Source organism: Humibacillus xanthopallidus, from assembly GCF_006716675.1.
Classification (GTDB): domain Bacteria; phylum Actinomycetota; class Actinomycetes; order Actinomycetales; family Dermatophilaceae; genus Humibacillus; species Humibacillus xanthopallidus_B.
In genome coordinates this window covers 1,119,681-1,145,926 of record NZ_VFPM01000001.1, presented here as the reverse complement: position 1 = coordinate 1,145,926, position 26,246 = coordinate 1,119,681, and the positions used below count along the sequence as shown (strand labels likewise).

General features: G+C 71.5%; 21 protein-coding genes, 1 tRNA gene and 1 pseudogene. 15 read left to right on the top strand and 8 right to left on the bottom strand.

The features are described from left to right. Positions 1-16: 16 nt before the first annotated feature. Positions 17-1,309, bottom strand: a complete 1,293-nt coding sequence (gene egtB / locus FBY41_RS04880; protein WP_141842227.1) for an ergothioneine biosynthesis protein EgtB — start codon at positions 1,307-1,309, stop codon at positions 17-19. Between the two features lie 207 nt (positions 1,310-1,516). Between egtB and FBY41_RS04875 the strand changes: the two genes are divergently transcribed. Then, entirely contained in the window at positions 1,517-4,219 is a 2,703-nt protein-coding gene (locus FBY41_RS04875) for a DNA polymerase III subunit gamma and tau (RefSeq protein WP_141842226.1), read from the top strand. Between the two features lie 216 nt (positions 4,220-4,435). On the opposite strand, the gene FBY41_RS04870 is transcribed toward FBY41_RS04875, so the two are convergent. Further along, positions 4,436-4,798, bottom strand: coding sequence for a DUF1622 domain-containing protein (locus FBY41_RS04870; RefSeq protein WP_260439560.1), 363 nt, complete (start codon positions 4,796-4,798; stop codon positions 4,436-4,438). A 234-nt stretch (positions 4,799-5,032) separates the two neighbouring features. On the opposite strand from FBY41_RS04870, the gene FBY41_RS04865 reads away from it, so the two are divergent. The 3 genes from FBY41_RS04865 (at position 5,033) to FBY41_RS04855 (ending at position 10,128) form a co-directional block, all read left to right on the top strand. After that, positions 5,033-5,791: a class I SAM-dependent methyltransferase gene (locus tag FBY41_RS04865; protein ID WP_141842225.1), complete on the top strand. Its 759-nt coding sequence runs from the start codon at positions 5,033-5,035 to the stop codon at positions 5,789-5,791. Positions 5,792-5,965: 174 nt separating this feature from the next. Continuing rightward, the gene (locus FBY41_RS04860; protein WP_141842224.1) at positions 5,966-9,304 is read left to right on the top strand and encodes a S8 family serine peptidase; all 3,339 of its coding nucleotides are present in this window, start codon (positions 5,966-5,968) and stop codon (positions 9,302-9,304) included. Positions 9,305-9,453: 149 nt separating this feature from the next. Further along, entirely contained in the window at positions 9,454-10,128 is a 675-nt protein-coding gene (locus tag FBY41_RS04855; RefSeq protein WP_141842223.1) for a lysophospholipid acyltransferase family protein, read from the top strand. Here the strand turns inward: FBY41_RS04855 and FBY41_RS04850 are convergent. After that, positions 10,092-11,351: an aminotransferase class I/II-fold pyridoxal phosphate-dependent enzyme gene (locus tag FBY41_RS04850; protein WP_141842222.1), complete on the bottom strand. Its 1,260-nt coding sequence runs from the start codon at positions 11,349-11,351 to the stop codon at positions 10,092-10,094. The genes FBY41_RS04855 and FBY41_RS04850 overlap by 37 nt on opposite strands. Positions 11,352-11,443: 92 nt before the next feature. On the opposite strand from FBY41_RS04850, the gene recR reads away from it, so the two are divergent. The 8 genes and pseudogenes from recR to FBY41_RS04815 all read left to right on the top strand — a co-directional run bounded on the left by recR (position 11,444) and on the right by FBY41_RS04815 (position 18,191). Next, positions 11,444-12,043 (top strand): recombination mediator RecR, encoded by a 600-nt coding sequence (gene recR, locus FBY41_RS04845; RefSeq protein ID WP_141842221.1) that lies wholly within the window; start codon positions 11,444-11,446, stop codon positions 12,041-12,043. Between the two features lie 241 nt (positions 12,044-12,284). Further along, on the top strand, positions 12,285-12,875 hold the full coding sequence (locus FBY41_RS04840) for a DUF5063 domain-containing protein (protein WP_141842220.1): 591 nt from the start codon (positions 12,285-12,287) through the stop codon (positions 12,873-12,875). A 132-nt stretch (positions 12,876-13,007) separates the two neighbouring features. Continuing rightward, complete coding sequence (locus tag FBY41_RS04835) at positions 13,008-14,279, top strand: aspartate kinase (protein WP_141842219.1); 1,272 nt, start codon at positions 13,008-13,010, stop codon at positions 14,277-14,279. Between the two features lie 163 nt (positions 14,280-14,442). Beyond that, a pseudogene (locus tag FBY41_RS04830) lies at positions 14,443-15,393 on the top strand (DUF6544 family protein); the annotation flags it as partial. 44 nt (positions 15,394-15,437) lie between these two features. Next, entirely contained in the window at positions 15,438-15,635 is a 198-nt protein-coding gene (locus FBY41_RS24225) for a hypothetical protein (protein WP_375869855.1), read from the top strand. Positions 15,636-15,641: 6 nt separating this feature from the next. Next, positions 15,642-16,745, top strand: coding sequence for a WD40/YVTN/BNR-like repeat-containing protein (locus FBY41_RS04825; protein ID WP_185748890.1), 1,104 nt, complete (start codon positions 15,642-15,644; stop codon positions 16,743-16,745). A 127-nt stretch (positions 16,746-16,872) separates the two neighbouring features. Further along, a complete protein-coding gene (locus tag FBY41_RS23290; protein WP_185748889.1) occupies positions 16,873-17,025 on the top strand; it encodes a hypothetical protein in 153 nt (50 codons plus the stop codon). Between the two features lie 128 nt (positions 17,026-17,153). Continuing rightward, positions 17,154-18,191 (top strand): DNA topoisomerase IB, encoded by a 1,038-nt coding sequence (locus tag FBY41_RS04815; protein ID WP_185748888.1) that lies wholly within the window; start codon positions 17,154-17,156, stop codon positions 18,189-18,191. 111 nt (positions 18,192-18,302) lie between these two features. On the opposite strand, the gene FBY41_RS04810 is transcribed toward FBY41_RS04815, so the two are convergent. Together FBY41_RS04810 and FBY41_RS04805 are read right to left on the bottom strand one after the other, a co-directional pair. Beyond that, complete coding sequence (locus FBY41_RS04810; RefSeq protein WP_141842216.1) at positions 18,303-18,800, bottom strand: pyridoxamine 5'-phosphate oxidase family protein; 498 nt, start codon at positions 18,798-18,800, stop codon at positions 18,303-18,305. 121 nt (positions 18,801-18,921) lie between these two features. Next, on the bottom strand, positions 18,922-20,313 hold the full coding sequence (locus tag FBY41_RS04805) for an MFS transporter (protein ID WP_260439632.1): 1,392 nt from the start codon (positions 20,311-20,313) through the stop codon (positions 18,922-18,924). A 384-nt stretch (positions 20,314-20,697) separates the two neighbouring features. Here FBY41_RS04805 and FBY41_RS04800 point away from each other — a divergent pair, with 384 nt between their 5' ends. Next, a complete protein-coding gene (locus FBY41_RS04800; RefSeq protein WP_141842214.1) occupies positions 20,698-21,816 on the top strand; it encodes a carboxylate-amine ligase in 1,119 nt (372 codons plus the stop codon). Between the two features lie 108 nt (positions 21,817-21,924). After that, on the top strand, positions 21,925-22,776 hold the full coding sequence (locus FBY41_RS04795; protein ID WP_141842213.1) for an alpha/beta fold hydrolase: 852 nt from the start codon (positions 21,925-21,927) through the stop codon (positions 22,774-22,776). On the opposite strand, the gene FBY41_RS04790 is transcribed toward FBY41_RS04795, so the two are convergent. The 3 genes from FBY41_RS04790 to FBY41_RS04780 form a co-directional block, all read right to left on the bottom strand. Continuing rightward, on the bottom strand, positions 22,761-24,359 hold the full coding sequence (locus FBY41_RS04790) for an MFS transporter (RefSeq protein ID WP_141842212.1): 1,599 nt from the start codon (positions 24,357-24,359) through the stop codon (positions 22,761-22,763). The genes FBY41_RS04795 and FBY41_RS04790 overlap by 16 nt on opposite strands. A 225-nt stretch (positions 24,360-24,584) precedes the next feature. After that, a tRNA-Pro gene (locus FBY41_RS04785) sits at positions 24,585-24,661 on the bottom strand. Between the two features lie 106 nt (positions 24,662-24,767). After that, positions 24,768-25,700, bottom strand: coding sequence for a metallophosphoesterase (locus tag FBY41_RS04780; RefSeq protein ID WP_141842211.1), 933 nt, complete (start codon positions 25,698-25,700; stop codon positions 24,768-24,770). A 79-nt stretch (positions 25,701-25,779) separates the two neighbouring features. On the opposite strand from FBY41_RS04780, the gene FBY41_RS04775 reads away from it, so the two are divergent. Continuing rightward, positions 25,780-26,235 carry a GatB/YqeY domain-containing protein gene (locus tag FBY41_RS04775; RefSeq protein WP_141842210.1) on the top strand — a complete coding sequence of 152 codons (456 nt, stop codon included), beginning with the start codon at positions 25,780-25,782 and terminating at the stop codon, positions 26,233-26,235. The last annotated feature ends 11 nt before the right edge of the window (positions 26,236-26,246 follow it).

Sequence of the window (26,246 nt, the reverse complement as noted above, 5' to 3'; positions counted from 1 at the left end):
ACCGGCTCCCGGGCCGTCACGAGCGCGCACTTCCGTCGGCGAGGCGCACGCCGGAGAGGGCCCAGCGCGCCCCTGGCGGGAAGAAGTTGCGATACGACAGGCGTGCGTGGCCCGGGGGAGTCAGGGCGCACCCGCCGCGGAGCACCATCTGGCCGGACATGAACTTGCCGTTGTACTCGCCGATGGCGCCGGCCGGCGGGTGGTAGCCGGGGTAGGCGAGGTAGGCCGAGCTCGTCCACTCCCAGCAGTCGCCATGGACCTGTCGGAGGTGGCCGGTGCTCGGCCCCGCAGCTCGGGGGTGGAACGTCTCGGTGTCAGCCAGGTTGCTCCCCACCGTTGCCGCCACCTCGGCCTGCCCGTCGGCGACGACGGCGTGCTCCCACTCGCCCTCGGTCGGCAGGCGTCGACCAGCCCACGTCGCGTAGGCATCGGCCTCGTAGTGGCTGACGTGGCTCACCGGCAGCCCCGGGTCGACCGGGCGCGTGCCGCTCAGGGTGTGCTCGAACCAGGCGCCGTCGACCTCGGTCCAGTAGAACGGCGCTCGCCACCCCTCGGCGCGAACCCGCGCCCAGCCGTCGGAGAGCCACAGCTCGTGGCGCTCGTAGCCGCGGTCGGCCATGAACTCGAGCCACTCGCCGTTGGTGACGAGGCGGTCGGCGAGGCGGTAGGGCTCGAGCCACTGCTGGTGCAGCGGCAGCTCGTTGTCGAAGCCGAACCCGCCACCGCGGTGCCCGACCTCGACGAGCCCGCCCTCGACGTCGACCCAGCCCAACGGGTCGGGCTCGGACGGCGTGAGGGGCCTGCCGGCATACGACGGCTGGAGCGGGTTGACGGACAGCACGTGCTTGATGTCCATGAGGAGCAGCTCCTGGTGCTGCTGCTCGTGGTGGAAGCCGAGCTCGATGGTCGGGGCGAGCTTCTCGAGCGTGCCGCCGTCGAGCCTCGTGACGAGGTCGCGCATGCGGGCGTCGACGTCGTCGCGGTAGAGCCCGACGTCGCTCGCTCCCGGCCGGGTGATGAACCCGCGCTCGGCGCGGGCATAGCGGGGGCCCACGCCCTCGTAGTAGCTGTTGAAGAGGAACCAGTACTGGTCCTGGTAGGGCGTGAAGGACGGCTCGTGCTCGGCGAGCACGAACGTCTCGAAGAACCACGTGACGTGGGCGCGGTGCCACTTCGTCGGTGACACGTCGGGCATCGACTGGACGGTCTGGTCCTCGGGGGACAGCGGCGCGGCGAGCGTCTCGGTGTGGGCGCGCACCTCGTCGTAGCGGGCGACGAGCGTGTCGGCGTCCCAGATCGGGTCGGACATGGTGACCTCCTCCGTGCGGCCCACGGGCACCGTGCCCCGGACCGGTTCTCTCGACCCTAGGCACTGGCACCGACAACCGCCTGTCCACGCGCAACCCGTCAGCGAGTGTTGACCACCCGTCCCCCGCCTCGGCACCCACGGCCGCCGCCGTCCCCAGGGTGGCCGGCGGCATACCTCGACGTCGGTGGCGACGGTTAGGGTTCGGGGATGGCCACCGCCCTGTACCGCCGCTACCGGCCCGAGAGCTTCGCCGACGTCATCGGCCAGGAGCACGTGACCGAGCCGCTCATGCAGGCGCTGCGCACCGGCCGGGTCAACCACGCCTACCTCTTCAGCGGCCCGCGTGGCTGCGGCAAGACGACGAGCGCCCGCATCCTCGCCCGCTGCCTCAACTGCGAGCAGGGCCCGACGCCCACGCCGTGCGGGGTCTGCGACTCCTGCGTCGCGCTCGCGCGCGGGGGAGCCGGCAGCGTCGACGTCATCGAGATCGACGCCGCGAGCCACGGTGGGGTCGACGACGCCCGTGACCTGCGCGAGCGCGCGAGCTACGGCCCCGCGCAGAGCCGCTTCAAGATCTACATCATCGACGAGGCGCACATGGTGACGCCGCAGGGCTTCAACGCGCTGCTCAAGATCGTCGAGGAGCCGCCGGAGCACGTGAAGTTCGTCTTCGCGACGACCGAGCCCGAAAAGGTCATCGGCACCATCCGCTCCCGCACGCACCACTACCCCTTCCGCCTCGTGCCGCCGCTCAAGCTGACCGCCTACATGGAGCGGCTCCTCGAGTCCGAGCACGTCGCGGTCCAGCCCGGCGTGCTCTCCTTCGTCACGCGGGCCGGCGGTGGCTCCGTGCGTGACTCGCTGTCGGTGCTCGACCAGCTCATCGCGGGCTCCGGTCCGGAGGGGCTGACCTACGACAGCGCGGTGTCGCTGCTCGGCTTCACCGACGGCGAGCTGCTCGACGCGACGGTCGACGCGCTCGCCGCCGCCGACGGCGCGGCGACGTTCCGCCAGATCGACAAGGTCATCGAGTCCGGGCACGACCCTCGCCGCTTCATCGAGGACCTCCTCGAGCGTCTGCGCGACCTCATCATCGTCGCCGCGGTGCAGGAGGGCGCGGGCCAGGTGCTGCGCGGCGTGCCCGAGGACCAGCTCGAGCGCATGCGGGTGCAGCAGGCCGCTTTCGGGCCGGGTGCGCTGTCGCGCGCCGCCGACATCGTCAACTCGGGGCTGACCGAGATGACCGGCGCCACGGCGCCCCGCCTCCAGCTCGAGCTCATCTGCGCCCGCATCCTGCTGCCCGCTGCGTCAGGTGAGCAGGGGTATGCCGCCCGCCTCGACCGTCTCGAGCGCCGCCTCGACGTCGGGGGCGTCCCGAGCGCCGCGCGCGGCTCGTCTCCCGTCGGCAGCCCGGCTCCCGTCGGCGGTTCGGGCGGTATGCCGTCCGGCGCGGTCGGTGCCCCCGGTGCGGCGGGTGCCCCCGGCGCCGAGCCGGCTGCGGCGCAGGCGCCCGGTCGCACGGTGTCGGACTACACCCCGCCGAGGTCAGGCGCCTCGGCGCCTCCACGCGAGAGCGCGCCGAGCGGCTCGTCACATGCCGCGGGGGGCATGGGCGGTGGCCGCGAGCGAGACCTGTCGCACACCCTCGGCGATGGGGTCGGCGACGGCGCAGGAGGCTCAGCGAGGGGCGGGCACCCGTCGACACCCGGTGCCGAGGCCGACGCGGCGCGAGCATCCGCCGGTGCGCCGGTGGTCCCGGTGCCCGACGAGTCGGTCGGCGGTCCGTCCGTCGTCGAGACCGGGGTCGACTCGGTCGGTGACGTCGTCGACGCCCCGGCCGGCCACGCGACGTCAGTGCAGGCCGGGCCGGCCGGGCCGGCCGGGGTGGCCGGCGGAGTCCCCGGCTCTGCTGCGCCCTCGGGCGGTCTCGACACCGATGCCATCCGGCGCGCCTGGCCGACCGTGCTCGGACGCATCTTCACCATGCGACGGCTCACGTGGACCTTCGTCTCGCAGAACGCCCAGGTCATGGGCTTCGACGGCCGCACCCTCACGCTCGGCATCGCGACGGCCGGCCTCACGACGACCTTCCGTTCCGGCAACCACTCCGAGGTCGTGCGACAGGCTCTCATCGACGAGCTCGGCGTCGATGCCGTCGTCGACGGGGTGCACATGGAGGACATCGCCCAGCAGCCGGCTTTCGCTCCGCCCGCTGGCGCCGTGCCTTCCGAGAACGACTCGCCGTCGGCTCCTGCAGGCGGTCAGGGCCAGCCACCGCAGCCTGCTCAGCCGGAAGCGACTGCCTCACAGGGCGATTCGACCTCAAGAAGTTCTGGCGGCAGCGGCGGGTCGTGGGGTGATGCCGGGGCCGGCCATGATCCGCGCGGCGCGAGCCGCGACAGCGTCGGACCCGGCTCGGGCGCAGGGGGCCTCGCGGAGGCGGGCCTGAGCCCCGTGTCGCCGTGCTCGCTCCAGGACAACGCCGGGTGGGGTAGCCCCACCGGGCCCGCTCCCGACTGGGCGACCGCTCCTGCTGGGGCCGCCTCGGTGGCGCCTGCCGCATCGCCGGCCTCCCCTGCGGGAGTCGCGGCTGCACAGTCGGCTCCTGCCGGAGCTCCCGACACCGCAGCGACCGGGTCGAGCGCCGGCGCAGACGCACGGCACGCCAGGGGTGCCAGTGCGGTGCGTGAGTCCTTTGCGGCAGCCCGCTCGGCGTCGGCTCGGCGTGAGGCCGGGGGAGGGACGGGCCCCGGCGGCAACCGCGATCAGGACGCGGCGCCGATCGTCCCGGTCACCGATGACTCAGCCGTCAGCGACGACGACGAGGACATCGAGCAGTCCGGAGACGTCGGCCGCACCGTCATCGAGAAGGTGCTGGGCGGTCGCGTCGTCTCCGAGACGATCGACTGAGCCTGGCGTCGACTGCTCGGTTCCCCGCGGGGTCGGGGTGTGGGGAACTGGGCACTCGACTCATCTCCAGGTCGAGTGCCCACATCCCGACCGAGAGCGACTCATTCCCACGGTCGAGTGCTCAGTTCCAGGCAGGGTCGGTGTGTGGGGAACTGGGCACTCGACTGATCTCCAGGTCGAGTGCCCACATCCCGACCGAGCCTCTCGACGTTGCCGTCAGTCGGCGGTGTCGGCTGTCGAGCGCTTCGAGGTCTGCCACGGCCAGCGGCCGGTGATCTCGAGCTCGAGCGAGAAGCTGAGGAAGGTGCGGATGATGACGATGAGGCCGAGCACGAGCACGCTGTCGAGGGTCGGCGTGATCGCGACGGTCCGGATGATGTCGGCTGCGACGAGCAGCTCGAGGCCGAGCAGGATCGACCGGCCGAGCTGCTGCCGGAAGCGGCTGTAGGTTCCCGGCCGGTCCGTGCGCACCGTTCTCGCGGCGGCGACGCAGGCGAGCACCGCGCCGACGACCATCGTGCCCACACCCGCGGTGTCGAAGCCCTTGACGGCGAGCTCGATGATCTCGGTGAACCCCACGTGACCGTCCCTCCCTCGGTGAGCGCGACAGTACTCCCGCCGCGCCGGCGAGTCCCGCGACCGGGCCGAGGCCGCGCGCGGGCGGAGACGAGGCCGACGCCCACGGAACGACCCACGGCTGCGCCGCCGGACGGCATACGGCTGCGGGAGAGGGTGGCGACCAGTGGGGCCACCACCGGGTCGGGGTTGGGGATAACGGTCCTCGCGGCGTCGCGGCGGCAGTACGGTCGGAGCGTGTCCTTCGAGGTTGCGGCGGACGCGTACAACCGCTTCATGGGGCGCTACTCGGGGCCGCTCTCCAGCGACTTCGCCAACTGGGCGGGAGTGCGCGCCGGAGAGCGTGCCCTGGATGTCGGTTGCGGCCCGGGGGCGCTGACGCGCGTGCTCATCGAGCGGCTCGGGGTCGACGCTGTGTCGGCCGTCGACCCGTCGCTGCCCTTCATCGCGTCGCTGCGGCAGGCGTTCCCGACGCTCGACGTGCAGCTCGCGGTGGCCGAGCGGCTGCCCTACCCCGACGACCTCTTCGACCACACACTGGCGCAGCTCGTCGTCCACTTCATGACCGACCCGGTCGGCGGGCTGCAGGAGATGGGCCGGGTGACGCGCCCCGGCGGCACGGTCTCGGCCTGCGTGTGGGACTTCGGCGGCGAGCGTGGTCCGATCAGCCTGCTGTGGCGGGCCGCGCGCGACCTCGACCCGAGTGTCGTCGACGAGAGCGCCCTGCCCGGTGCCCGCGAGGGCGACCTCGAGCGGCTCTTCCACGCGGCCGGCCTGGCTCGTGTCGAGAGTGGGGAGCTGACGGTCTCGGTGCACCACGAGGACTTCGAGCAGTGGTGGGCGCCCTACACGCTCGGCGTCGGCCCCGCCGGTGCCTATGTCACGGGGCTCGAGGAAGAGCGGCGGACCGCGCTGCGCGAGCACTGTCGTGAGCTGCTTCCCGAGGGCTCGTTCGACGTCACGGCCCAGGTGTGGGCGGTGCGGGCCCGGGCGTGAGGAGTCCCCCGGCGTGATGGGGCTCGCGTGACCAGCCCGGGTGCGTGATGTCACCGTTGGACGCCTGACCTTTGGGCGAATTCGGACCACGCGCGGCGATCGCCAGACACGGCCGTGGAGACCTCCTAACGTAAGGAGGTCTCGGGGTCGTTGCTCTCACGCCGAGGAGTCTCGATGCGCCGCTCCGTTGCTCGACCGTTCGCCGTCACCGCCGCAGCAGCTGCAGCGGCCGTTGCCCTTCTCGCGGCGGGAGGCCCGGCCGCGGCCGACCCCGCCGATCCGGGGCGCTTCACCGCCCGACCACTCCAGCCGGGGTCGACGATCTCCGCCGAGCTCGACAAGTCCTTGGCCGCGACGGCCAAGGGCAAGGACGGCCGGGTCTCGGTCATCGTCCGCCTCGACGACGAGCCGGTCGCGAGCTACGACGGCGGCGTGAGGGGGTTCCCGGCGACGAGCTCCCGGGCGACGGGCCGTCCCTTCGACCCGGGCTCGCCAGCGAGCACGAGGTACCGCGCGCACCTGCGACAGCAGCAGGCGACATTCGAGCGTGCCGCCAAGGCGGTGGCCCCGAGCAGTGTCGTCACGGCGAGATACGACCTCGTCCTCGGCGGCGTGGCGATGCGCGTCCGTCGGGACGAGGTCGCCAGCATCGCGGCGCTGCCGGCAGTCACCGCCGTGCTGCCCGACCGGTTGGAGCAGCTGCAGACCGACGCCTCTCCTGCCTTCATCGGCGCCGGCGCGATGTGGAGCAGCCTCGGCGGCCAGGCGAAGGCGGGCGAAGGCGTCATCGTCGGCGTCCTCGACACGGGCGTGTGGCCCGAGCACCCGTCCTTCTCCGACCCCGATCCGACGGGCAAGCCGTATGCCGCCCCACCACCGCCTGCCAGCGGCTCGCGGGCCTGCGAGTTCAGCGGTGGTGGCAACCCCGGAGCGGCCTTCAGCTGCAACAACAAGCTCATCGGCGCCGACCGCTTCATGGCGACCTACGACGCACTCGTCGGGTTGCTGCCTGCGGAGTTCACGAGCGCGCGCGACGACGACGGGCACGGGTCGCACACGGCGAGCACGGCGGCCGGCAACCGCAGCGTCGCCGCCAGCATCCTCGGCCTCTCGCGAGGGGTCGTCAGTGGAATCGCACCGCGCGCCCACGTCATGGCCTACAAGGTGTGCGGTGAGCAGGGCTGCTACCAGTCCGACTCCGTATCCGCCGTCCAGAAGGCCGTCGTCGACGGGGTCGACGTCATCAACTTCTCGATCAGCGGTGGCTCCAACCCCTACTCAGACGCGGTCGAGCTCGCCTTCCGCGACGCCTACGAGGCCGGCGTCTTCGTGTCGGCCTCTGCCGGCAACTCGGGGCCCGGCGCCGACACGGTCGACCACCGGGGCCCGTGGGTCACCACCGTGGCGGCGAGCACGTCGAACCGGCACTTCCGCTCGACCGTGCAGCTGTCCTCGACGGACGGCGCGACCCTCGCCCTGACCGGGTCGTCCGTGACACCCGGAATCCCTGCCGCCACCCCCGTCGTCCTCGCGACGGCAGTCGGCTCCAACGCCCTGTGCACGACGCCGATTCCGGCCGGCGCCGCGGCGGGAAAGATCGTCGTCTGCCAGCGGGGCCCCAACCGAGTGCTGAAGAGCAAGGTCGTGGCGGACGGTGGCGGCGCCGGAATGCTCCTCTACAACTCGACTCGCCTGGGCGAGTTCACCGACAACCACTGGGTGCCCACGGTGCACCTCGAGAACACCGCCGGCACCTCCCTGCTCGCGTTCCTCTCGGCCCACGCCGGCGTGAGCGCCAGCTGGCCGAACCCCACGGCCCAGGCCGTGCAGGGTGACGTGATGACCACCTTCAGCTCCAGGGGCGGCCCCGGTCAGAGCCTCGGTGTCAGCAAGCCGGACGTGACCGCGCCCGGCCTGCAGATCCTCGCCGCCAACACCCCGGCCCCCGCGACGAGCGCGGGCGGTCCCACCGGACAGCTCTTCCAGAGCATCGCCGGCACCTCGATGTCGAGCCCGCACGTGGCCGGGGCCGCAGCACTCGTCGCGGACCTGCACCCGTCGTGGCTCCCCGGTCGGATCAAGTCGGCCCTCATGACGACGGCGACCCCCGACGTCATCGCCAGCGACGGGGTCTCGCCGACGACTCCGTTCGACCGCGGATCAGGTCGGATCCGGCTCAACAAGGCAGGTGACCCCGGCGCCACGTTCGATGAGTCCGGGTCGGACTACGCAGCTCTCGGTGACGAGCTCTGGAAGGCCAACTACCCCAGCCTCTACGTGCCGTCGATGCCGGGCCGGATCACGGCGCAGCGCACCCTCCACAACGAGTCGAGCAAGGCCGCCAAGTGGAAGCTGGCGGTGTCTTCCCCGTCCGACCTCAAGGTCACGGTGCCGTCGACCCTCACCCTTCCGGCGAGCGGTGACGCCTCCTTCGACATCGCGATCGACGGAGCCGGTCTGGCCGACGGTCAGGTGCGTCACGCGCAGATCACGCTGTCCGACAGTCCCGGCCACCGCATCGTGTTCCCGATCACCGTCGTTCGCGGTCAGGCGCCGATCACGCTCACGAAGGCGTGCGCGCCGGCGACCCTGGCCGTCAACGCCACGACGTCGTGCAGCATCACGGCCACGAACAGCAGCCTCACGGATGCCCCCGTGAGCATCGTCGACGAGGTCCCGACCCGGCTCGACGTGGTCGATGCCACCGTCACCGGTGGGACGCTTGCGGGCAACCGGGTGAGCTTCACCGGCACGGTCCCCGCCACGGTGCCCCCGTCCGTCTCGATCGCCCCGGGAGCCTCGCCGGGAGGGGGATACCTGCCGCTCAGCCTCTTCGGCATCACACCGATCAACGGAGTGGGCGACGACACGATCATCAACTTCAACGTGCCCGCGTTCACCTTCGGTGGGGCTAATTACTCGCAGCTCGGCGTGAGCAGCAACGGCTACGTCGTCGTGGGCGGTGGGTCCGGAGCAGACAACAGCATCAACAACCAGAGCTTCCCGAACGTCGCCCGGCCGAACAACGTGCTTGCTCCCTTCTGGACCGACCTCAACCCGCAGGCAGCCGGCGCGATGAGGATCGGCACGCTCACGGACGGGTCGAACACGTGGATCGTCGTCGACTGGGAGGGCGTTCGTGAGTTCAGCCTGCCCCGGTTGGCGTCCTTCCAGATCTGGATCGGCGTGAGCGGGGACGCGACCCCGGGCACCGACGTGTCCTACGCGTTCGGCACCGTGCAAGGCAACGGCGACGGCGGGTTCCTCACGGTCGGTGCCGAGAACATCACGGGCACGAGGGGACAGAACACCTACTACAACGGCGTCGGCACGCTGCCGAGCAACGGCACCCAGCTCGTCATCGACAGTGCCGCAGGGGCCGAGGGGGCTCAGGTGATCACCTTCGATGCCACGGGCACCACGGCCGGCCCGTGGACCAACTGCGTCTCGATGACGAGTCCGACCTTCGACGGCACGAGCGTCCGATGCGTCAACGGCACGGTGACGCCGTGATGCGGTGCAGCACGCGAGGATGGGAGGGGCGACCCGGCTGACGTCAGGACCCGGCCGGACGGCATACCGACGCCGTCGTCGTCTCACGATGGGTGGTCGGCGCGGACACACCACGCCGACCACCCGCGGACGGCCCTAGGCTGACCCCCATGATGTACAGCCTGGGGCGCGGAGTCCTCTATCCGTTGTCCCACGCCCTCTACCGCCCGACGATCGAGGGCAAGGAGAACGTGCCTCGCGAGGGCGGGGTCATCGTCGCGAGCAACCACCTCTCCTTCATCGACTCGTTCGCCATCCCGCTCGCCGCGCCGCGGCAGGTGCGCTTCCTCGCCAAGGAGGAGTACTGGACCGGCTCCGGCATCGGCGGTGCGCTGCGCAAGGGCTTCTTCACGGCGGTCGGCATGGTCCCGGTCAACCGGCACTCGCCGACGGCGGCCCAGGAGAGCCTCGACACGGCGCTCGAGGTGCTCAAGGCCGGCGACGCCTTCGGCATCTACCCAGAGGGCACCCGCTCGCGTGACGGCAAGCTCTATCGCGGTCGCACCGGCGTCGCCTGGCTCGCGCTGACGGCCCAGGTGCCGATCGTGCCCGTCGGCCTCATCGGCACCGAGGACATCCAGCCCGTGGGGGCGAGCTTCCCCCGCCTCGCGAAGGTGACGGTGCGCTTCGGCAAGCCCATCGCGGTCGAGCCGTATGCCGGTATGCCGGCCGGCAAGGCACGTCGCCTCCTGACCGACGAGGTGATGACGGCCATCGCCGAGCTGAGCGGCCAGGAGCGCGTCGACTACTACAACGAGGTCCCGAGCGGCGACATCTCGGCCTGACCGTCCGTTGCCGCGGTGGGCGTGGCTGCGGCCGCTGCGACGTCGTCGAGGACGTCGGCGAAGTGCGGCAGCGCCGCCTCGATCGACTCGGCCGTCGCGGTGAGGCAGATGCGGAACCACCCCGGCGTCTCGAAGAGGGCACCCGGCATGACGAGCACCCCTCGCCGCGACAGCGCGGCGACGAAGGCCTCGTCGTCGGGGATCGGTGAGCGCGGCCAGAGGTAGAAGGTCCCCTCGGGAGAGCTGACCTCGTAACCGAGCTCTCGGAGCGCACCGACGAGCCGGTCGCGCTTTGCCGTCAGTCCCGCGAGATCGAGCGAGAGCGCCTCGAGGTCGGGGACGGCATACTGCATCACCGCGTTGGGGAAGAGCCAGCCTCCGGCGATCTGCATCGTGTCGATCGCGTCGAGCAGCTCGTCGTGGCCCGGGACCCCGGGCGGCACGGCGACGTAGCCGACCCGCTGACCCGGCGCGAGCAGCGTCTTGCCGTAGGAGTAGCAGATGACCGTGTGCGGGTAGAACTGCGCGGGGCTGTGGAAGGTGTTGCCGTCGAAGACGATCCGGTTGTAGGGCTCGTCGGACACGATCCAGATGCGACGGCCGAAGCGGGTCGAGGCCTCCTCGAGCAGGTCGGCGAGGGCGGTGAGCATCTCGGGTGGGTAGATGCGCCCGCTGGGGTTGTTCGGAGTGTTGACGACGACGATGCGGGTGCGCGGCGTGAGGACGGCCGCGATGGCCTCGAGGTCGAGGTCGAAGCTCGGCTGGATGGCGGCGACCTTGACGGGCACGAGCCCTGCCTCGAGGGCGAGCGCCTCGTAGAGAAACCACGGCGGCAGGGCGTAGACGACCTCGTCACCCGGGTCGGCGAGGGCCTTCATCGTCACGGTGATCGCGCCGAAGCCGCCGGTCGTCATGCGCAGGTCGTCGCCCGTCCACGGCAGGGGGACCACCCGACGCAGTGACGCGGCCGCGGCCTCCTGTGCGGGCTGCTCGCTCTGCTTGTAGGCGAACCACAGCTCGTCCTGCGGCAGCGCGGCCTCGCGAAGCGCCTCGACGTAGGCCGGCAGCTGCATCTCGTGCGGGTCACCGAAGGTGAAGTCGAGCACTCCGGGCTCGCGGCGCCTCGTGTCGTAGCCCGAGCGGCTGAGGAAGTCGACGAGCATCCGGAACGGGCCGGCGCCCCCGATGAGTGCGCTGCGCCGCGACACGACCTGCTCGTCCATGAACCCTCCTCGCGCCAGACACTCCACGGTAGTTTGGCGTGGCGACCGCGTCCCGGCTTTGACCGTCGGTGGCCGGGCTTAGGGTGGCTGGTGTGTACGAAGGCGCGGTGCAGGACCTGATCGACGAGCTCGGCCGACTCCCCGGGATCGGTCCCAAGAGCGCACAGCGCATCGCCTTCCACCTGCTCCAGACCGACTCCGAGGACGTGACCCGCCTCGTCACCGCCCTGACCGAGGTCAAGGCCAAGGTGCGCTTCTGCGAGGTGTGCGGCAACGTCGCCGAGGCGGAGCGCTGTCGCATCTGTGCCGACCCGCGGCGCGACCAGACCTCGATCTGCGTCGTCGAGGAGCCCAAGGACGTCGTCGCCATCGAGCGCACTCGCGAGTTCCGCGGCACCTACCACGTGCTCGGCGGCGCGATCAGCCCGATCGACGGCATCGGCCCCGACGACCTGCGCGTGCGCGAGCTCATGCCGCGACTCGCCTCGGGTGAGGTGCAGGAGGTCATCATCGCGACCGACCCCAACCTCGAGGGCGAGGCCACCGCGACCTACCTCTCGCGCCTGCTGCGCGACGTCGGCGTCACCGTGACCCGGCTGGCCTCGGGCCTGCCCGTCGGAGGTGACCTCGAGTACGCGGACGAGGTGACCCTCGGCCGAGCCTTCGAGGGCCGCCGCCGCGTCAACGCCTGACCGCCAGTCAATCGAAAGAGCAGTTCGTCGCCTGATCGAAAGAGCACTCCGTCGCCCCTGACGACGGAGGGTCACCCGAGCGCGTGACCGGCGACGGAGTGCTCTTTCGATCGTGGGAGGCGACGAACTGCTCTCTCGATTGGAGGGGGGCGTGCGCTCGGGTCGACGGGCGCGCCGGCCACGCGGCAGACTGGGGTGGACAGCGAAGCAGGCGCTGCGGCATACGACGAAGGGTTGACCAATGTCCACGCACGCGACCGACGTCGAGGGCGCCCACGACGTGGGTGACCTCGGTGGGCTCGCCGACCTGACCGCTGCGGAAGCGAGCGCCTTCCTCACCTCGATCACCGAGGTGGCCTCGGGCAGCTCGCCCGACACGGCCCTGCCGCTGCTGACGCTGGCCCTCTCGCAGATCCTCGTCGCCGGCGCCCGACTCGGCGCCATCCAGGACGTCGTGCCGACCGAGCGCTTCGAGCCCGACCCTGGGGCTGACGACGACGCCGACCCGCTGCGCGACGGGCTGGCCAATGCCCTGACCGGCATCGACGACTACGTCTACGTCATCGACCCCGTCACCTCGGGCGAGCGGGCCGACGGCTCGATCTCGGGTGACCTCGCCGACGTCGCGCTCGCGCTCTCGCACGGGCTCAAGCACTACTCGGCCGGTCGCCGGCTCGAGGCCCTCTGGTGGTGGCAGTTCAGCTACCTGTCCGAGTGGGGCGACCGCGCCCTCGCGTCACTGCGGGCGCTGCACTCGATCCTCGGCCACCTGCGGCTCGACGCCGACGAGGAAGCCGTCGGCGAGGCGGAGTTCGACGCCCTGCACCCCTGACGACGCCGCAGGATCTCCGTCGCGCCGCCCCTGTCGCCGGACGTCTCAGCATGGTGACCTCCCCGTGGGCGGGAGCGCGGCGAGCCTAGACTCGACCCGCACGAAACCGCCGCGACCAGATTCGGAGCCAGTGTGAGCATCGTCGTCCAGAAGTACGGCGGGTCGTCCGTTGCCGACGCCGAGGCCATCAAGCGCGTGGCCCGGCGCATCGTCGAGACGCAGCGCGCGGGCCACTCGGTCTGCGTCGTCGTGTCTGCGATGGGCGACACGACCGACGAGCTGATGGATCTCGCCGAGCAGGTCACGCCCGCCCCGCCGGCCCGCGAGCTCGACATGCTGCTCACCTCGGGTGAGCGCATCTCGATGGCGCTCGTCGCGATGGCGATCGCCCAGCTCGGTGCCGAGGCGCGCTCCTTCACCGGCAGCCAGGCCGGCGTCATCACCGACGACGCGCACGGCGCCGCCCGCATCATCGACGTGACGCCGGGCCGCATCCAGAGCGCCCTCGACGCCGGCCACATCGCGATCGTCGCCGGATTCCAGGGCGTGAGCCAGACCTCGAAGGACATCACGACCCTCGGCCGTGGTGGCTCCGACACGACCGCGGTGGCGCTCGCCGCCGCGCTCGGCGCCGACGTCTGCGAGATCTACACCGACGTCGACGGCGTCTTCACCGCCGACCCTCGCGTGCTGCCCAACGCCCGCAAGCTCGACGTGCTGTCGATGGAGGAGATGCTCGACCTCGCCGCCAACGGCAGCAAGATCCTGCACCTGCGCTGCGTCGAGTACGCCCGCCGCTACGGCATCCCGATCCACGTCCGCTCGTCGTGGTCGCGGAAGCCCGGCACTTGGATCAAGGACAACCCCTACGAAGGAGAAGGCGCCGTGGAGGCACCGATCATCGCCGGCATCGCCCACGACCGCAGCGAGGCCAAGATCACGATCGTCGGGGTGCCCGACCGCGTCGGCATCGCGGCCAAGATCTTCGGGGCCATCGCCGAGGCCGGCCTCAACATCGACATGATCGTGCAGAACGTGTCGGCCGCCGAGACGGCGAAGACCGACATCTCCTTCACCCTCCCCAAGGCCGACGGGCCCAAGGCGATGTCGGTTCTCCAGTCGATCAAGAGCGAGGTGGAGTACGCCGACCTGCGTTTCGACGACGGTGTCGGCAAGATTGCGCTCGTCGGCGCGGGCATGAAGAGCCACCCCGGCGTGTCGGCGAAGTTCTTCGGCGCGCTCGCCGAGGCTGGCATCAACATCGAGATGATCTCGACCTCCGAGATCCGCGTCTCAGCCGTCACCCGCGCCGAGGACCTCGACGAGGCGGTGCGCGCGGTGCACACCGCCTTCGGCCTCGACTCGACCGAGGACGCCATCGTCTACGGCGGCACCGGCCGCTGAGCCCCTCCCGGCCTCACTGAGGGGTCACGCCCACCACGGGCGTGGCCCCTCAGTCGTCGGCCCCCGCACCGTCGTCACCCCGGCAACCGACGTGACCTTGGCGACGACCCGCAGTCAGGCGCCTCGCGCAGGAGGAGCATGGGTGGGAGGGGAGGTGGTTGCCATGCTCCTTCGGCATGTCATCCGGTGGTTCGTCATCGTCGTCGTGGCTCTCCACGGACTGTTGCACCTGCTCGGTGCGGTCAAGGGCTTCGGCTGGGCGGCCGTGCCCGCGCTGAGCACCGCCATCGGGCCGTGGCTGGCACTCGTCTGGCTCGTCGTCGCGGTGCTGATGCTCGCGGTGGCCGTCCTGCTCGCCCGCGGCAGCTGCCCATGGTGGTTGCCGCTCGTGGCAGCCGTCGGGTCACAGGTCCTCGTCCTCTCGGCGTGGCAGGACGCGAGCGCCGGCACCGCCGTCAACCTGCTCCTGCTCGTCGTTGCGGCCCATGCCTGGGCTCGCACCGGACCACAGAGCCTCCGCGCCGACTACGCCCGCCACGTGGAGGCGGCGCTCACGCAGACACGGCCCGCGGGGTTCGTCACCGGGGACCACCTCGACGACCTCCCGGAGCCGGTCGCACGACTCCTGCACCACGTGGGTGCCGTCGACCGACCCGCCGTCGTGGGCTTCCGGGCGACGATCCACGGCCGCATCCGTGGCGGCCCCGCGAAGCCGTGGATGCCCTTCACGGGCGAGCAGGTCAACGTCTACGGCTCCGAGCCCTGCCGGCTCTTCTTCATGGACGCCACGATGTTCGGCCTGCCCGTCGATGTCCTCCACCTCTTCGACCGGCAGGGCGCCACGATGCGCGTCCGTCTCGCATCGGTCGTGCCGATCGTCAGCGCGGCAGGGGACGAGATGGACCGCGCCGAGACGGTCACCGTGCTCAACGACCTCTGTCTCCTCGTCCCCGCGGCGCTCGTCGGTGCCCCGATCGTCTGGACGTCGCCCCCCGGCGAAAACGACACTGCCACAGCAGAGTTCACCTTGGGACGTCGAACCGTGACCGCTGCACTCAGCATCGATGCCGATGGCCGGCTCACCGACTTCGTCTCCGACGACCGTCTGCGGGCTCGCCCGACGGGCGCACGTTCACCCGGCAGCGCTGGTCGACTCCGGTGCGCTCCGAGGGCGAGTGGTCGGGCCACCGGGTATGCCGTGAGGGCGAGGCGCGCTGGCACGCGCCCGAGCCCGAGGGAACCTTCACCTACCTCGAGTTCGTCGTCGACGACTGGGCCCCCATCGAGGGTGCGCCGTGGTCGGCAGCGGGAGCCGTCACTTCAGCGAGCGAGAGTGGGTCGGCCACCCTAGGTTGAGGAGGCATGAAGCCGCCCACCCGCACCGTCCTCGTCGCAGCCACCACGATCGCCCTCCTCGCCGGGGCCGCCGGCGCGTATGCCGCGAGCTCACCTGCCGCCGGAGGTCACGTTCCCAGCGCGGCTGAGGCGACGGCATACAGCTGGAGCCCGACCCCCACGGGCACGACGGAGCGCTTCCGCGGCCTCGCCCCGGTCTCGTCGCGGGTGGCCTGGGTCAGCGGCACGAACGGGACCGTGCTGCGCACGACCGACGGCGGCGCGACGTGGAGCGACGTCAGTCCCGAGGGGCTGGGCACCGAGGCGCTGCAGTTCCGCGACATCGAGGCGTTCGACGCCCGGCACGCCGTCATCCTCTCGATCGGTGCGGGGGAGGACTCGCGCATCCTCGTCACCGACGACGGCGGCGCGAGCTGGACCGAGACCTTCCGCAACAGCGACCCGGCCGCCTTCTACGACTGCCTGGCCTTCAGCTCGCCACAGCGCGGCCTGGCGATGAGCGACCCGGTCGACGGCCGCTTCCGGCTCGTCGAGACGGCGGACGGCGGCCACACGTGGTCACTCGTCGACCCGGCCGGCATGCCGGACGCGCTGCCCGGCGAGTTCGCCTTCGCCGCCTCGGGCACGTGCCTTGCGGAGGGCCCCGGCAACCGGACCTACCTCGCGAGCGGCGGTGTCGACCCCGCGCGCGTCTTCACCTCGACCGACCGCGGCCACTCGTGGACCGTCGCTGACACGCCGGTCGCAGGCGGCGACGCCGCGGGCATCTTCTCGGTGGCCTTCCGCGACGCACGGCGCGGCGTGCTCCTCGGCGGCGACTACACGGCGCCGACCGGCTCGGTCGACAACGCGGCGTGGACCGCCGACGGCGGCGCCACGTGGAACAAGCCGACGAGCAACCCCGGGGGGTACCGGTCCGGCTCGGCGTGGGTGACGGGCACCCACGCCACGGTGCTCGCGGTCGGGCCGTCCGGCTCCGACGTGTCCACGGACGGCGGCCGGTCGTGGGCCCCGTTCGACACCGGCAGCTTCGACTCGGTCGAGTGCACGAACGACGGCGCCTGCTGGGCCTCGGGCGAGCAGGGCCGCGTCGCCGCTCTCGTGCGCTGAGGCGCTGCCCCACCGACGATCTCCGGCTTTGGTATCTCAGTGCATTCGCGGGACTGGGAGTTATCGACAGGGGACCGGGGTATACAGGAGGGGCAAGAGATTCCCACTCGGGGGGATTGGCAACGCTATGAGCACGTACGAGTCACACCTGCAGGACGACGGCACCGTCTTCCCGCCCGTCACCCCCGACCCGCCCCGCCCGCCCGGGCAGGTCGAGATCCGGGTCCCTGAGATGGTCCCGGTGAAAGACCCGGACGGCCCGGACCACACGGAGGAGTAGCCACCCCCAGCCGTCAGGCGCATGGTCACCCGCCGGCCAGCACGGCCCGCGCCGACGACCGACCCCAGCCGAACCCCGCCCGACCCCTCTCCGGCGACTCCCAGCGGCCTTCCGGGTACGTGTGGGTCGTGAGACTGCGACGGAGCGACATCGAGGGGCCCGGCATCAGGCGCGTGCGTCGGGGCAAGGGCTTCGGCTACGTGGGGGCGGACGGTCAGGCGATCAGCCCTGAGGACCGCGAGCGTGCCAAGACGCTCGTCATCCCGCCCGCGTGGCAGGACGTGTGGATCAGCCCCTATCGCAACGGCCACATCCAGGCCGTCGGCACCGACGACGCGGGTCGCAGGCAGTACCTCTACCACGAGGCGTGGCACGAGGCCCGCGGCCGCGAGAAACACGACCGGGTGCTCCAGCTCGCGAAGCGCCTGCCCGCCGCGCGCAAGCACGTCGCGTCCGAGCTGCGTGAGTCGGGCTTCACGCGACGTCGGGTCACGGCCGCCGGCCTGCGCATGCTCGATGCCGGCCTCTTCCGCAGCGGCGGCGACGAGTACGAGACCGAGCACGGCTCGCACGGCGTCGCCACACTGCTGCGCAGCCACGTGTCCGTCAGTGGCGAGGACATCAGCTTCGAGTTCCCCGCCAAGTCGGGCCAGCTGCGCGAGGCCGTGATGAGCGACCAGCTGCTCGCGCGAATCGTTCTCTCCCTCAAGCGATCCAACTACCCCGGCGAGCGGCTGCTCGCCTACCGCGACAAGCTCGGCTGGCACGAGCTGCACTCGAGCGACCTCAACGCGGCCTTCAAGGAGATCGTCGGCGAGGAGTTCACCGTCAAGGACCTGCGCACGTGGGCCGCGACGGTCACGGCCGCGGTCTCCCTGGCCCAGATCGGGCCGTCCGCGACCGAGCGCGAGCTGAAGCGGGCCGAGAAGGACACCATGAAGGTCGTCTCCGAGCACCTGGGCAACACTCCTGCCGTGGCGCGCCGCTCGTACGTGGATCCCCGCGTCCTCGACGAGTACGCCGTGGGCCGCACCATCGCACCGAGCCTTCGCAAGATGACCAAGGCCGACCGGGAGCGCCTGCGCAACGGCGACCTCGTGCGCGTGCGCGACCGCGACGCCCTGGAGCGCGCCGTGATGCGGCTCGTCAAGGGCTCCTCGTCCTGAGGGCGCGCCCCCCAACCGGCGTATGCCGATGGGTCACCTTCTCGTGGAAGGTGACCCACCGGCATACCTGGGGGTCGGTCTCGGGCTGGTCGCCCGCGGATCAGCCCGACGTCAGAGGTCGACGACCCTGTTGTCCACGAGGTCGCCGTCGTCGAGGCGCTCGCCGGTGACCTTGGCCTTGACGAAGTTGAGGACCTGGGTGGCCTTGGAGCCGGGGGTGTCCCAGAACTCCGCCGAGTCGGCGTTGACCCTGATGAGGACGTTGTTGGGGTTCTCCGGGCCACCCTCCATCCACGCGTCGGTGAAGGTGCTCCACAGCTCCTCGAGCTTGGCGCGGTCGTCGACGATCTCGGCCGTGCCGGAGAGCGAGACCCAGGAGCCGCCGGAGCTGTAGGCGACGTTGACCTTGGCCGGCGACTGCGCGGCGATGTCCTGGCACTTGTGGCTGTCGCGCTCGGCGATGAAGAGCACGTCGCCGTCGAACTCCACCTCCTGCGTCGCCATCGGGTGGCTGACGAGGCGACCGGAGGAGTCGGTGTGGGTCAGCATGGCCACGCGGATGTCCTTGATGAGCTCGGCCACCTTGCGGGTGTCGTCGTCGGTGCTCATGGCGCTCTCCTTGGTCGGGGTCGTGGGCGTCACGGGAACCGCGACCTTGTCGTCGTACCCAACCGGTCGGGCGCGCGCTCGGAGGCCCGCACCACCCGACGGACTGCTCTTTCGATTGGGGTCAGGCGGGGGCGGGCTCGGCGGCTGCTGCTTCGGCGGCGTCGTGCTCGAGGCCCTCGGCGCGCACGGCGGGCATGAGCAGTCCCGCGAGGATGGCGACGACGGCCGTGATGAAGACGGCGAGGAAGACCGCCGTCGAGCCGGCCTGCACGGCGGCGGCCGACGACGGGCCGCCGTTGGCAGCGATGATCGCGTTGGCGACCGCGCCGAAGATGGCGACGCCGACGGCCGAGCCGACCGAGCGCATGAACATGTTCGTGCCGGTGACGACGGCCCGCTCGCTCCACGGCACGGAGGCCTGCGCCGCGATGAGGGTCGGCGTCGCGACGAGGCCGAGTCCGAGGCCGACGACGAACGCCGATCCTGCGGTCGCCCAGACGGTGGGCGTCGCCGAGGCCAGCCACAGCGCGAGGGCTCCGAGGGCGGCGACGACGAGCCCGATGAGGGCAGTCGGCCGGAAGCCGATGCGCAGGTAGAGCCGGCCCGACTGCGCGGCGGAGATCGGCCACCCGATCGTCAGGGCGGCGACCGCGAGGCCGGCCACGATGGGCGTGACGCCGGTCGAGCGCTCGAGGAAGGTCGGCACGTACGAGGTGAGGCCGACGAGCACCGCTCCGACCCCGATCGAGATGAGGCAGGTGGCGACGATGAGCCGCCGCGAGAAGACCTCGAGGGGCAGGATCGGCTCGGCCGCGCGGCGCTCGATGACGCCGAAGACGACGAGCAGGGCGCCGCCGACGACGAAGGAGCCGATGCTCTGCCACGACCCCCACGCCCACGCCTGGCCACCCTCGAGCACGGCGAGGATGAGCAGGGTCAGCGAGACGGTGAGCACGACCGCGCCCGCGTAGTCGATGTGGTGCTTGCGACGCTCCACGGACTCGTCGTAGTTGCGCCACAGCATGCCGGCGGCCAGCAGGCAGAAGGGGATGTTGAGGAAGAAGATCCAGCGCCACGAGCCGAACTGCGAGAAGACCCCACCGAGCGTCGGTCCGACGACGGACGAGACGGCCCAGACACTCGCGATGTAGCCCTGCGTCTTGGCCCGCTCGGCGACGGTGTAGATGTCACCGGCGATCGTCGTCGTGAGCGGCAGGACCGCGCCCGCACCCAGCCCCTGCAAGGCGCGCATCGCGATGAGCGAGCCCATGCTCCAAGCGAATCCGCACAGGATGGAGCCGACGAGGAAGAGGCCGATGCCGAAGAGGATGACGGGCTTTCGCCCGACGGTGTCGGCGAGCTTGGCGTAGACGGGCACCGAGACGGCCTGCGCGAGCAGGTAGACGGAGAAGAGCCACGGGAACTGCGTCAGGCCGCCGAGGTCGTCGACGATGGACGGCACGGCCGTGGCGAGGATGGTGGCGTCGAGCGCGATGAGCGCCGTGGCGAGCATCAGGGCGAGCAGGATGGGGCCGCGGTCGGATCGCAGTCCCACGGTCGTCGAGGTGGACACGGTGCTCCTCGGGGTTCGGCTGCATCGCTGATGCAAAAGTCGGCTGGCTTCAGGACGGCAGGTTCGGCGAGGCCCGCGCGATACTCGTGTGCAACACCACGGAACGGCATTCATTCCCGACGAGGACCTGCGCGAACGAGGTGGTGCGCAATCCGTAGCGGGTGGGTACGTGCCGTGGCAGTAACGCCAGCACGCCCGTTTTGCCCACGCGATGCCGGCCGCGACGGCCGCGCACGCCACAGTCGGCGTATGCCGCCGGGCTCGCTCCGGTTCGCCGGAACACCACCCGGCCCGGCGGTATACGTCTCCTCGAGAGGAGCACGAGTGGCCCGCACCATGGGAGTCGAGGAGGAGATGCTCCTCGTCGACGTGCGCAACGGTCGGCCGCGCTCCGTCTCGGGGCAGCTGCTCGTCCGGGCCGAGGGACAGCCCCCGCCCGTCGCCGGGCTCGGGGTGCACGGGGCGGTGGAGGGGGAGTTCCAGCAGCAGCAGATCGAGACGCACACGGCCCCGGCCGCCGACCTCGAGACGCTCCGCGACGAGGTGCTGCGCTGGCGACGTGAGGCGTTCGCCGCCGCTCGCGACAGCGGCTCGAGCGTCGCCGCCCTCGGCACGTCACCGCTGCCCGTCACCCCGATCGCGGCGAAGTCGACGCGGTATGCGTGGATGGAGGACCGCTACCAACGCACGGCGCGCGAGCACCTGACGTGCGGCTGCCACGTGCACGTGTCGGTCGAGAGCGACGAGGAGGGTGTCGCGGTGCTCGACCGGATCCGCGTGTGGATGCCCGTGCTGCTCGCCCTGTCGGCCAACTCGCCCTTCTGGGACGGCGAGGACACGGGCTTCGCGAGCTATCGCACCCAGTCGCTCGTGCGCTGGCCGTCCTGGGGCCCGACCGACCGCTTCGGGTCGCCGGAGGCCTACCACCGCCTCGTGCGCGAGATGGTGATGACCTCGGTCATCCTCGACGAGGGCATGGTCTACTTCGACGCGCGGCTCGCGCAGCACTACCCGACGGTGGAGATCCGCGCCGCCGACGTGTGCTTCACCGTCGACGAGGCGATCGTGCTCGCCGCCATCTGCCGGGGTCTCGTCGAGACCGCGGCGCAGGAGTGGGCGGCCGGCGCCGAGGCTCCCGATATGCCGACGGCGATGCTGCGCCTCGCGACGTGGCAGGCGGCCCGCGAGGGGCTCACGGGACAGCTGCTCGACCCCTTGACCGGGCGCCCGAAGCCGTGCTGGGACGTCGTCGACCACCTCGTCGACCACATCCGGCCCGCGCTCGATGCCACCGGCGACCTCGAGGCGGTGCGCGAGGGGCTCGTCCGGCTGCGCGAGGAGGGCAACGGCGCGATCCGCCAGCGACGGATGGTCGAGCGCACGGGCCAGCTCGTCGACGTCGTCGCGGAGGCGGTGCGTTCCACGGCCCACGGCGCCGACTGAGCGCTGCCGGGGGAGCCGGCCGGACGGCATACCGTCTCGACCCCCCGCGCGGCGTGACCGGTCTCGTGAACGGCCACGGCGGCATATCCCAGGGCATACGGTCGAGACATGGAACGACGCGAGTTCGAGGCTCCCGCGCGCGGGGGCACGCTCGTCGGCTACGTCACGGGGTCGGGGCGGCCGGTCCTGCTCGCCCACGGCGGGCCGGGGCTGGGCTACGACCACCTGGACTCGCTCGTCGAGGAGCTCGCGAGCGAGTTCGAGGTCGCCTACTTCCAGCAACGCGGGCTGCCCCCGTCGTGCCCGCACGGCGAGTTCACCATCGCCGAGGCGATCGATGACGTCGTCTCCGTGCTCGACCACCTCGGCTGGGAGCGGGTCTGGTTCGTCGGGCACTCGTGGGGCGGTCACCTCGGTTTCCACGTCGCAGAGGCGATCCCGGACCGGCTGCACGGCGTGCTCGCGGTCGACCCGCTCGGCGCGGTCGGCGACGGCGGCGCCGACGCCTTCTGGTCCGCGATCGTCGCCCGTCTGCCTGCGGAGGCGAGGGCCCGGGTCGAGCAGCTCGACGCCAAGGACATGGACGGCACGTCGACCCCGGAGGAGCAGGAGGAGGAGTGGGACCTCATCTGGCCCGCCTACTTCGCCGACCCGGGCCACGTCATGCCGCGCCCCACCCTCACCCAGTCGGCGGAGGCGCACGTCGGCCTCTGGGACGACCTCACGGCGCTGCTGCCCGAGCTCGAGGCGGGCCTGGGCGCCATCCGCACGCCGGTCGCCGTCGTGGCCGGCGCGGGAAGCCCGATGCCGGCCGACCTCGCGGGCGCCCGGTCGGTCGAGCGCATCCCGGGAGCCCGGCTCGAGCGGGTCGAGGGCGCCGGGCACTTCGTGTGGTGGGAGCGGCCCGGCTCCGTGCGCGCAGCCCTGCAGCGGCTCGTCGCGGCTCAGCCTGCGCCGTAACCCTCGACCGCAGCGGAGGGCTTGACGTCGGGGAGCCTCAGCATCCGGAAGGAGTTGCCCAGGCCGAGCAGGCACGCGAGGAGGGGCACCAGCAGCGCCACCTGGAGCGAACGGTTGCGAGCCTCGTCATTGATGGCCAGCACCTCCGCCTCGACCTCCGCCGGAAGCCCGGTGACCTGTTCCGCCAGGGCGGTGTTGCTCATGACCTCGGCGTCTGTCTCGAGGGCCATCGCGATCTGCTGTTGCTGGGCCGGAGGGATGACCGTGCTGTTCGCGGTCAGGGTGGTGAAGCTGAACGACAGTGCGGCGAGCATGATGCCGCCGGCCATGGCGAGGCCGAAGGACAGGCCGAAGGAGCCGGATGCCGAGTTCACACCGGCGGCCTCGCTGATCCGGTCCTCCTCGATCGGGGCCAGCGTGTAGTTGTTCAGCTGGGAGACGAGCAGGCCCAGCCCGCAGCCGGTCACGATGAGGGGGATCACGAGGTACCACCCGCTGTCGACCCGAGGCACAATCGGGATGATGATCGCGATCCCGATGGCCGCCAGGAGGAAGCCGGAGCGGACCAGCGCAGCGGGCCGGCGGCCGCCGGACTTCTTGCCGGCGATCAGGGCGACCGCGAACATCGTCAGGGACAGCGGTGCCAACGACAGGCCTGCCTGCATGGCGTTGTACTCCAACGTCATCTGGAGGAAGAGCGGCAGGACGATCATCGCGCCGCCCAGCGCCACCTGCTGGAGCATCTGACCCGAGATGCCGGCGGTGAAGTTGGGCTGGCGGAACAGGTCCGGGTCGAGCAGGGTCACCTTCTGCTCGCGCTTGCGGCGGACGAGCCAGCGGGCCAGGGAGACGAGGGCCACCGCCCCGACGGCCATGAGCAGCAGGACGAACTCCCCGCCTTCCTGCCAGACGAGGATGCCGAGCACGACGCCGCCCATGCCGACGACCGAGAGCACTGCGCCGACCTTGTCGATCTCACGGGAGCCGGTGTAGGGCACGTCCTTGACCAGCCGGATCTGGCTGAGCACGACCGCGATGATGAGGACCTCGAGGGCGAACCCGACGCGCCAGGAGAGGTACGTCGTGACGAACCCTCCGATCAGCGGGCCGATCGCTGCGGCGATGGCTGCCGCGGCGCCGATGAGGGCATAGGCCTGCTTCTGTGCCGCGCCGGCGAAGTTGCCGTGGATGAGCGACTGCATCGCCGGGAGGAGCAACGAGGCGCCGAGCCCCCCGATGATGGCCCAGAAGATGACGATCGCGGTGAGGCTCTGGGCCAGCGTCATCGCCAACGCGCCGACCGCATACGCCAGCAGGCCGAGGACGTAGGCCCGCTTGCGACCGATGAGGTCGCCGACCTTGCTGTTGATGAGGATGAAGGCCGCGGAGACCAGGGCCTCGAGGGCGATCGCCGACTGCACCCCGCTGGCGGTCGTGTCGAGGTCCACGATGACCGCCGAGATCGACACGTTCATCAGCGACGTGTCGACGACGAGCACGAACATCGCCATCGCGAGGAGGACCATGAGCCGCCGGTTGGCCGGCGGCTCCGGCTCCGTGGCACCGTGTGGTGTGTCAGACATGTGCACTCCTCACGCTCGGGCCGCGGCCGCGACCACTTGTTCCGTTCCACGCTAGGAACGGGGCATGAGCCCGGCATCCCCCCGTAGGGATGACTTGGGTCGCGCCGAGGCGGCGGCGCTGCGTGGGCTGTGCGAGGGGGTGCCGCACGGCAGGGAGCCCGGAGTGCCCGCGGGGATGACGAAGGGCCCTGACCGCGTGTGCGCAGTTCAGAGCCCTCAGCCAGCTGGTCGGGGTGACAGGATTTGAACCTGCGACCTCTTCGTCCCGAACGAAGCGCGCTACCAAGCTGCGCCACACCCCGGTGCTGCACCTGCCCTCGGAATGCACCGGAGGCAGCAAGCAGAGATGCTAGCGCAGGCCCCTGCCCATCTCCGAATCGGGCGGTGACCCGGCGTCAGCGCCGGCCGCTACGACCGGGGGACGAGCGTCAGCAGGGTCGCCTCGGGCCGGCAGGCGAGGCGCACCGGGGCCGTCGGGGCGGTGCCCAGGCCGGCCGACACCTCGAGCCAGACGGCGCCCTCGGGTGCCTCGGACGACGGCGTGTGGCCGGCGCCCGGCCACCAGCGCGACAGGCCCTTGGCGCGGCGGGTGTCGAGGTCGCAGTTCGTCACGAGGGCGCCGTAGCCCGGCACGCAGACCTGCCCGCCGTGCGTGTGGCCCGCGATGATGAGCGAGGCCCCGTCGGCGGCATACGCGTCGAGCACGCGCTGGTAGGGCGCGTGCGTGACGCCGATCGTGAGGTCGGCGTCCGGCGACGCCGCGCCGCGCACGAGATCGAGGCGGTCGTAGCCGAGGTGGGGGTCGTCGACCCCGACGAAGTCGAGCCGCAGCCCGCGCACCTCGAGAGTGTCGCGGCGGTTCGTGAGGTCGACCCAGCCGGCCGACCGGAAGGCGTGCATCAGCTCGGCGGTAGGCAGCCGGGGCGTCGATCCGACGGACTTGGCGTGGTCGCGGGTGAGGTACTTGAACGGGTTCTTCAGCTTCGGCGCGAAGTAGTCGTTGGAGCCGAAGACGAAGACGCCCGGCACGTCGAGCAGCCACTCGAAGGAGTCGAGCAGGGCCGGCACCGAGTGCGGCCCGGCGATGTTGTCGCCGGTGTTGATGACGAGGTCGGCGTCGAGCGACCCGAGGCTCTTGACCCACGCGGCCTTGGCCCGTTGGCGCGGCAGGAGGTGGATGTCCGACAGGTGGAGCAGCCGCAGCGGCTGCGCGCCCTCGGGCAGCACCGGCACCTCGAAGCGCCGCAGGACGAAGGCGTTGCGCTCCACGAGCGAGGCCCACCCGAGCACGCCGGCCCCGGCCACGCCGAGGCCGAGCACGGTCTTCGTCACGGCAGGCATGGGGCACATCCTCGCACTCCCCGTGGCCCCGCCGAGAATCCGTGCGAGCCGTGGGCGGCACGCCTGAGACACTGGCCCCATGAGCACCCTCAAGGAGCAGCTGCAGTCCGACCTCACCGCCGCCATGCGGGCGCGCGACCAGGTCGGCGCGAGCACGCTGCGCATGGCCCTGACCGCCGTCACCACCGAGGAGGTCTCCGGCACCGAGCACCGCAAGCTCACCGACGACGACGTGCTCAAGGTGCTCACGAAGGAGGCCAAGAAGCGCCGCGAGGCCGCCACGGCCTACACCGGGGCAGGCCGGGCCGAGCTCGCCGCCCAGGAAGAGGCCGAGCTCGCCGTCCTCGAGGGCTACCTGCCCAAGCAGCTCACCGACGAGGAGCTCGACGGCATCGTCCGCGAGGCGGTCGCGTCCTCAGGCGCCTCCGGTATGCCGCAGATGGGCCTCGCGATGAAGGCTGCCAACGCCGCTGTGGCGGGCCGAGCAGAGGGTGGGCGGGTCGCCGCCGTCGTGCGCAAGGTCCTCGCCGGCTGAGCCGACCGGAC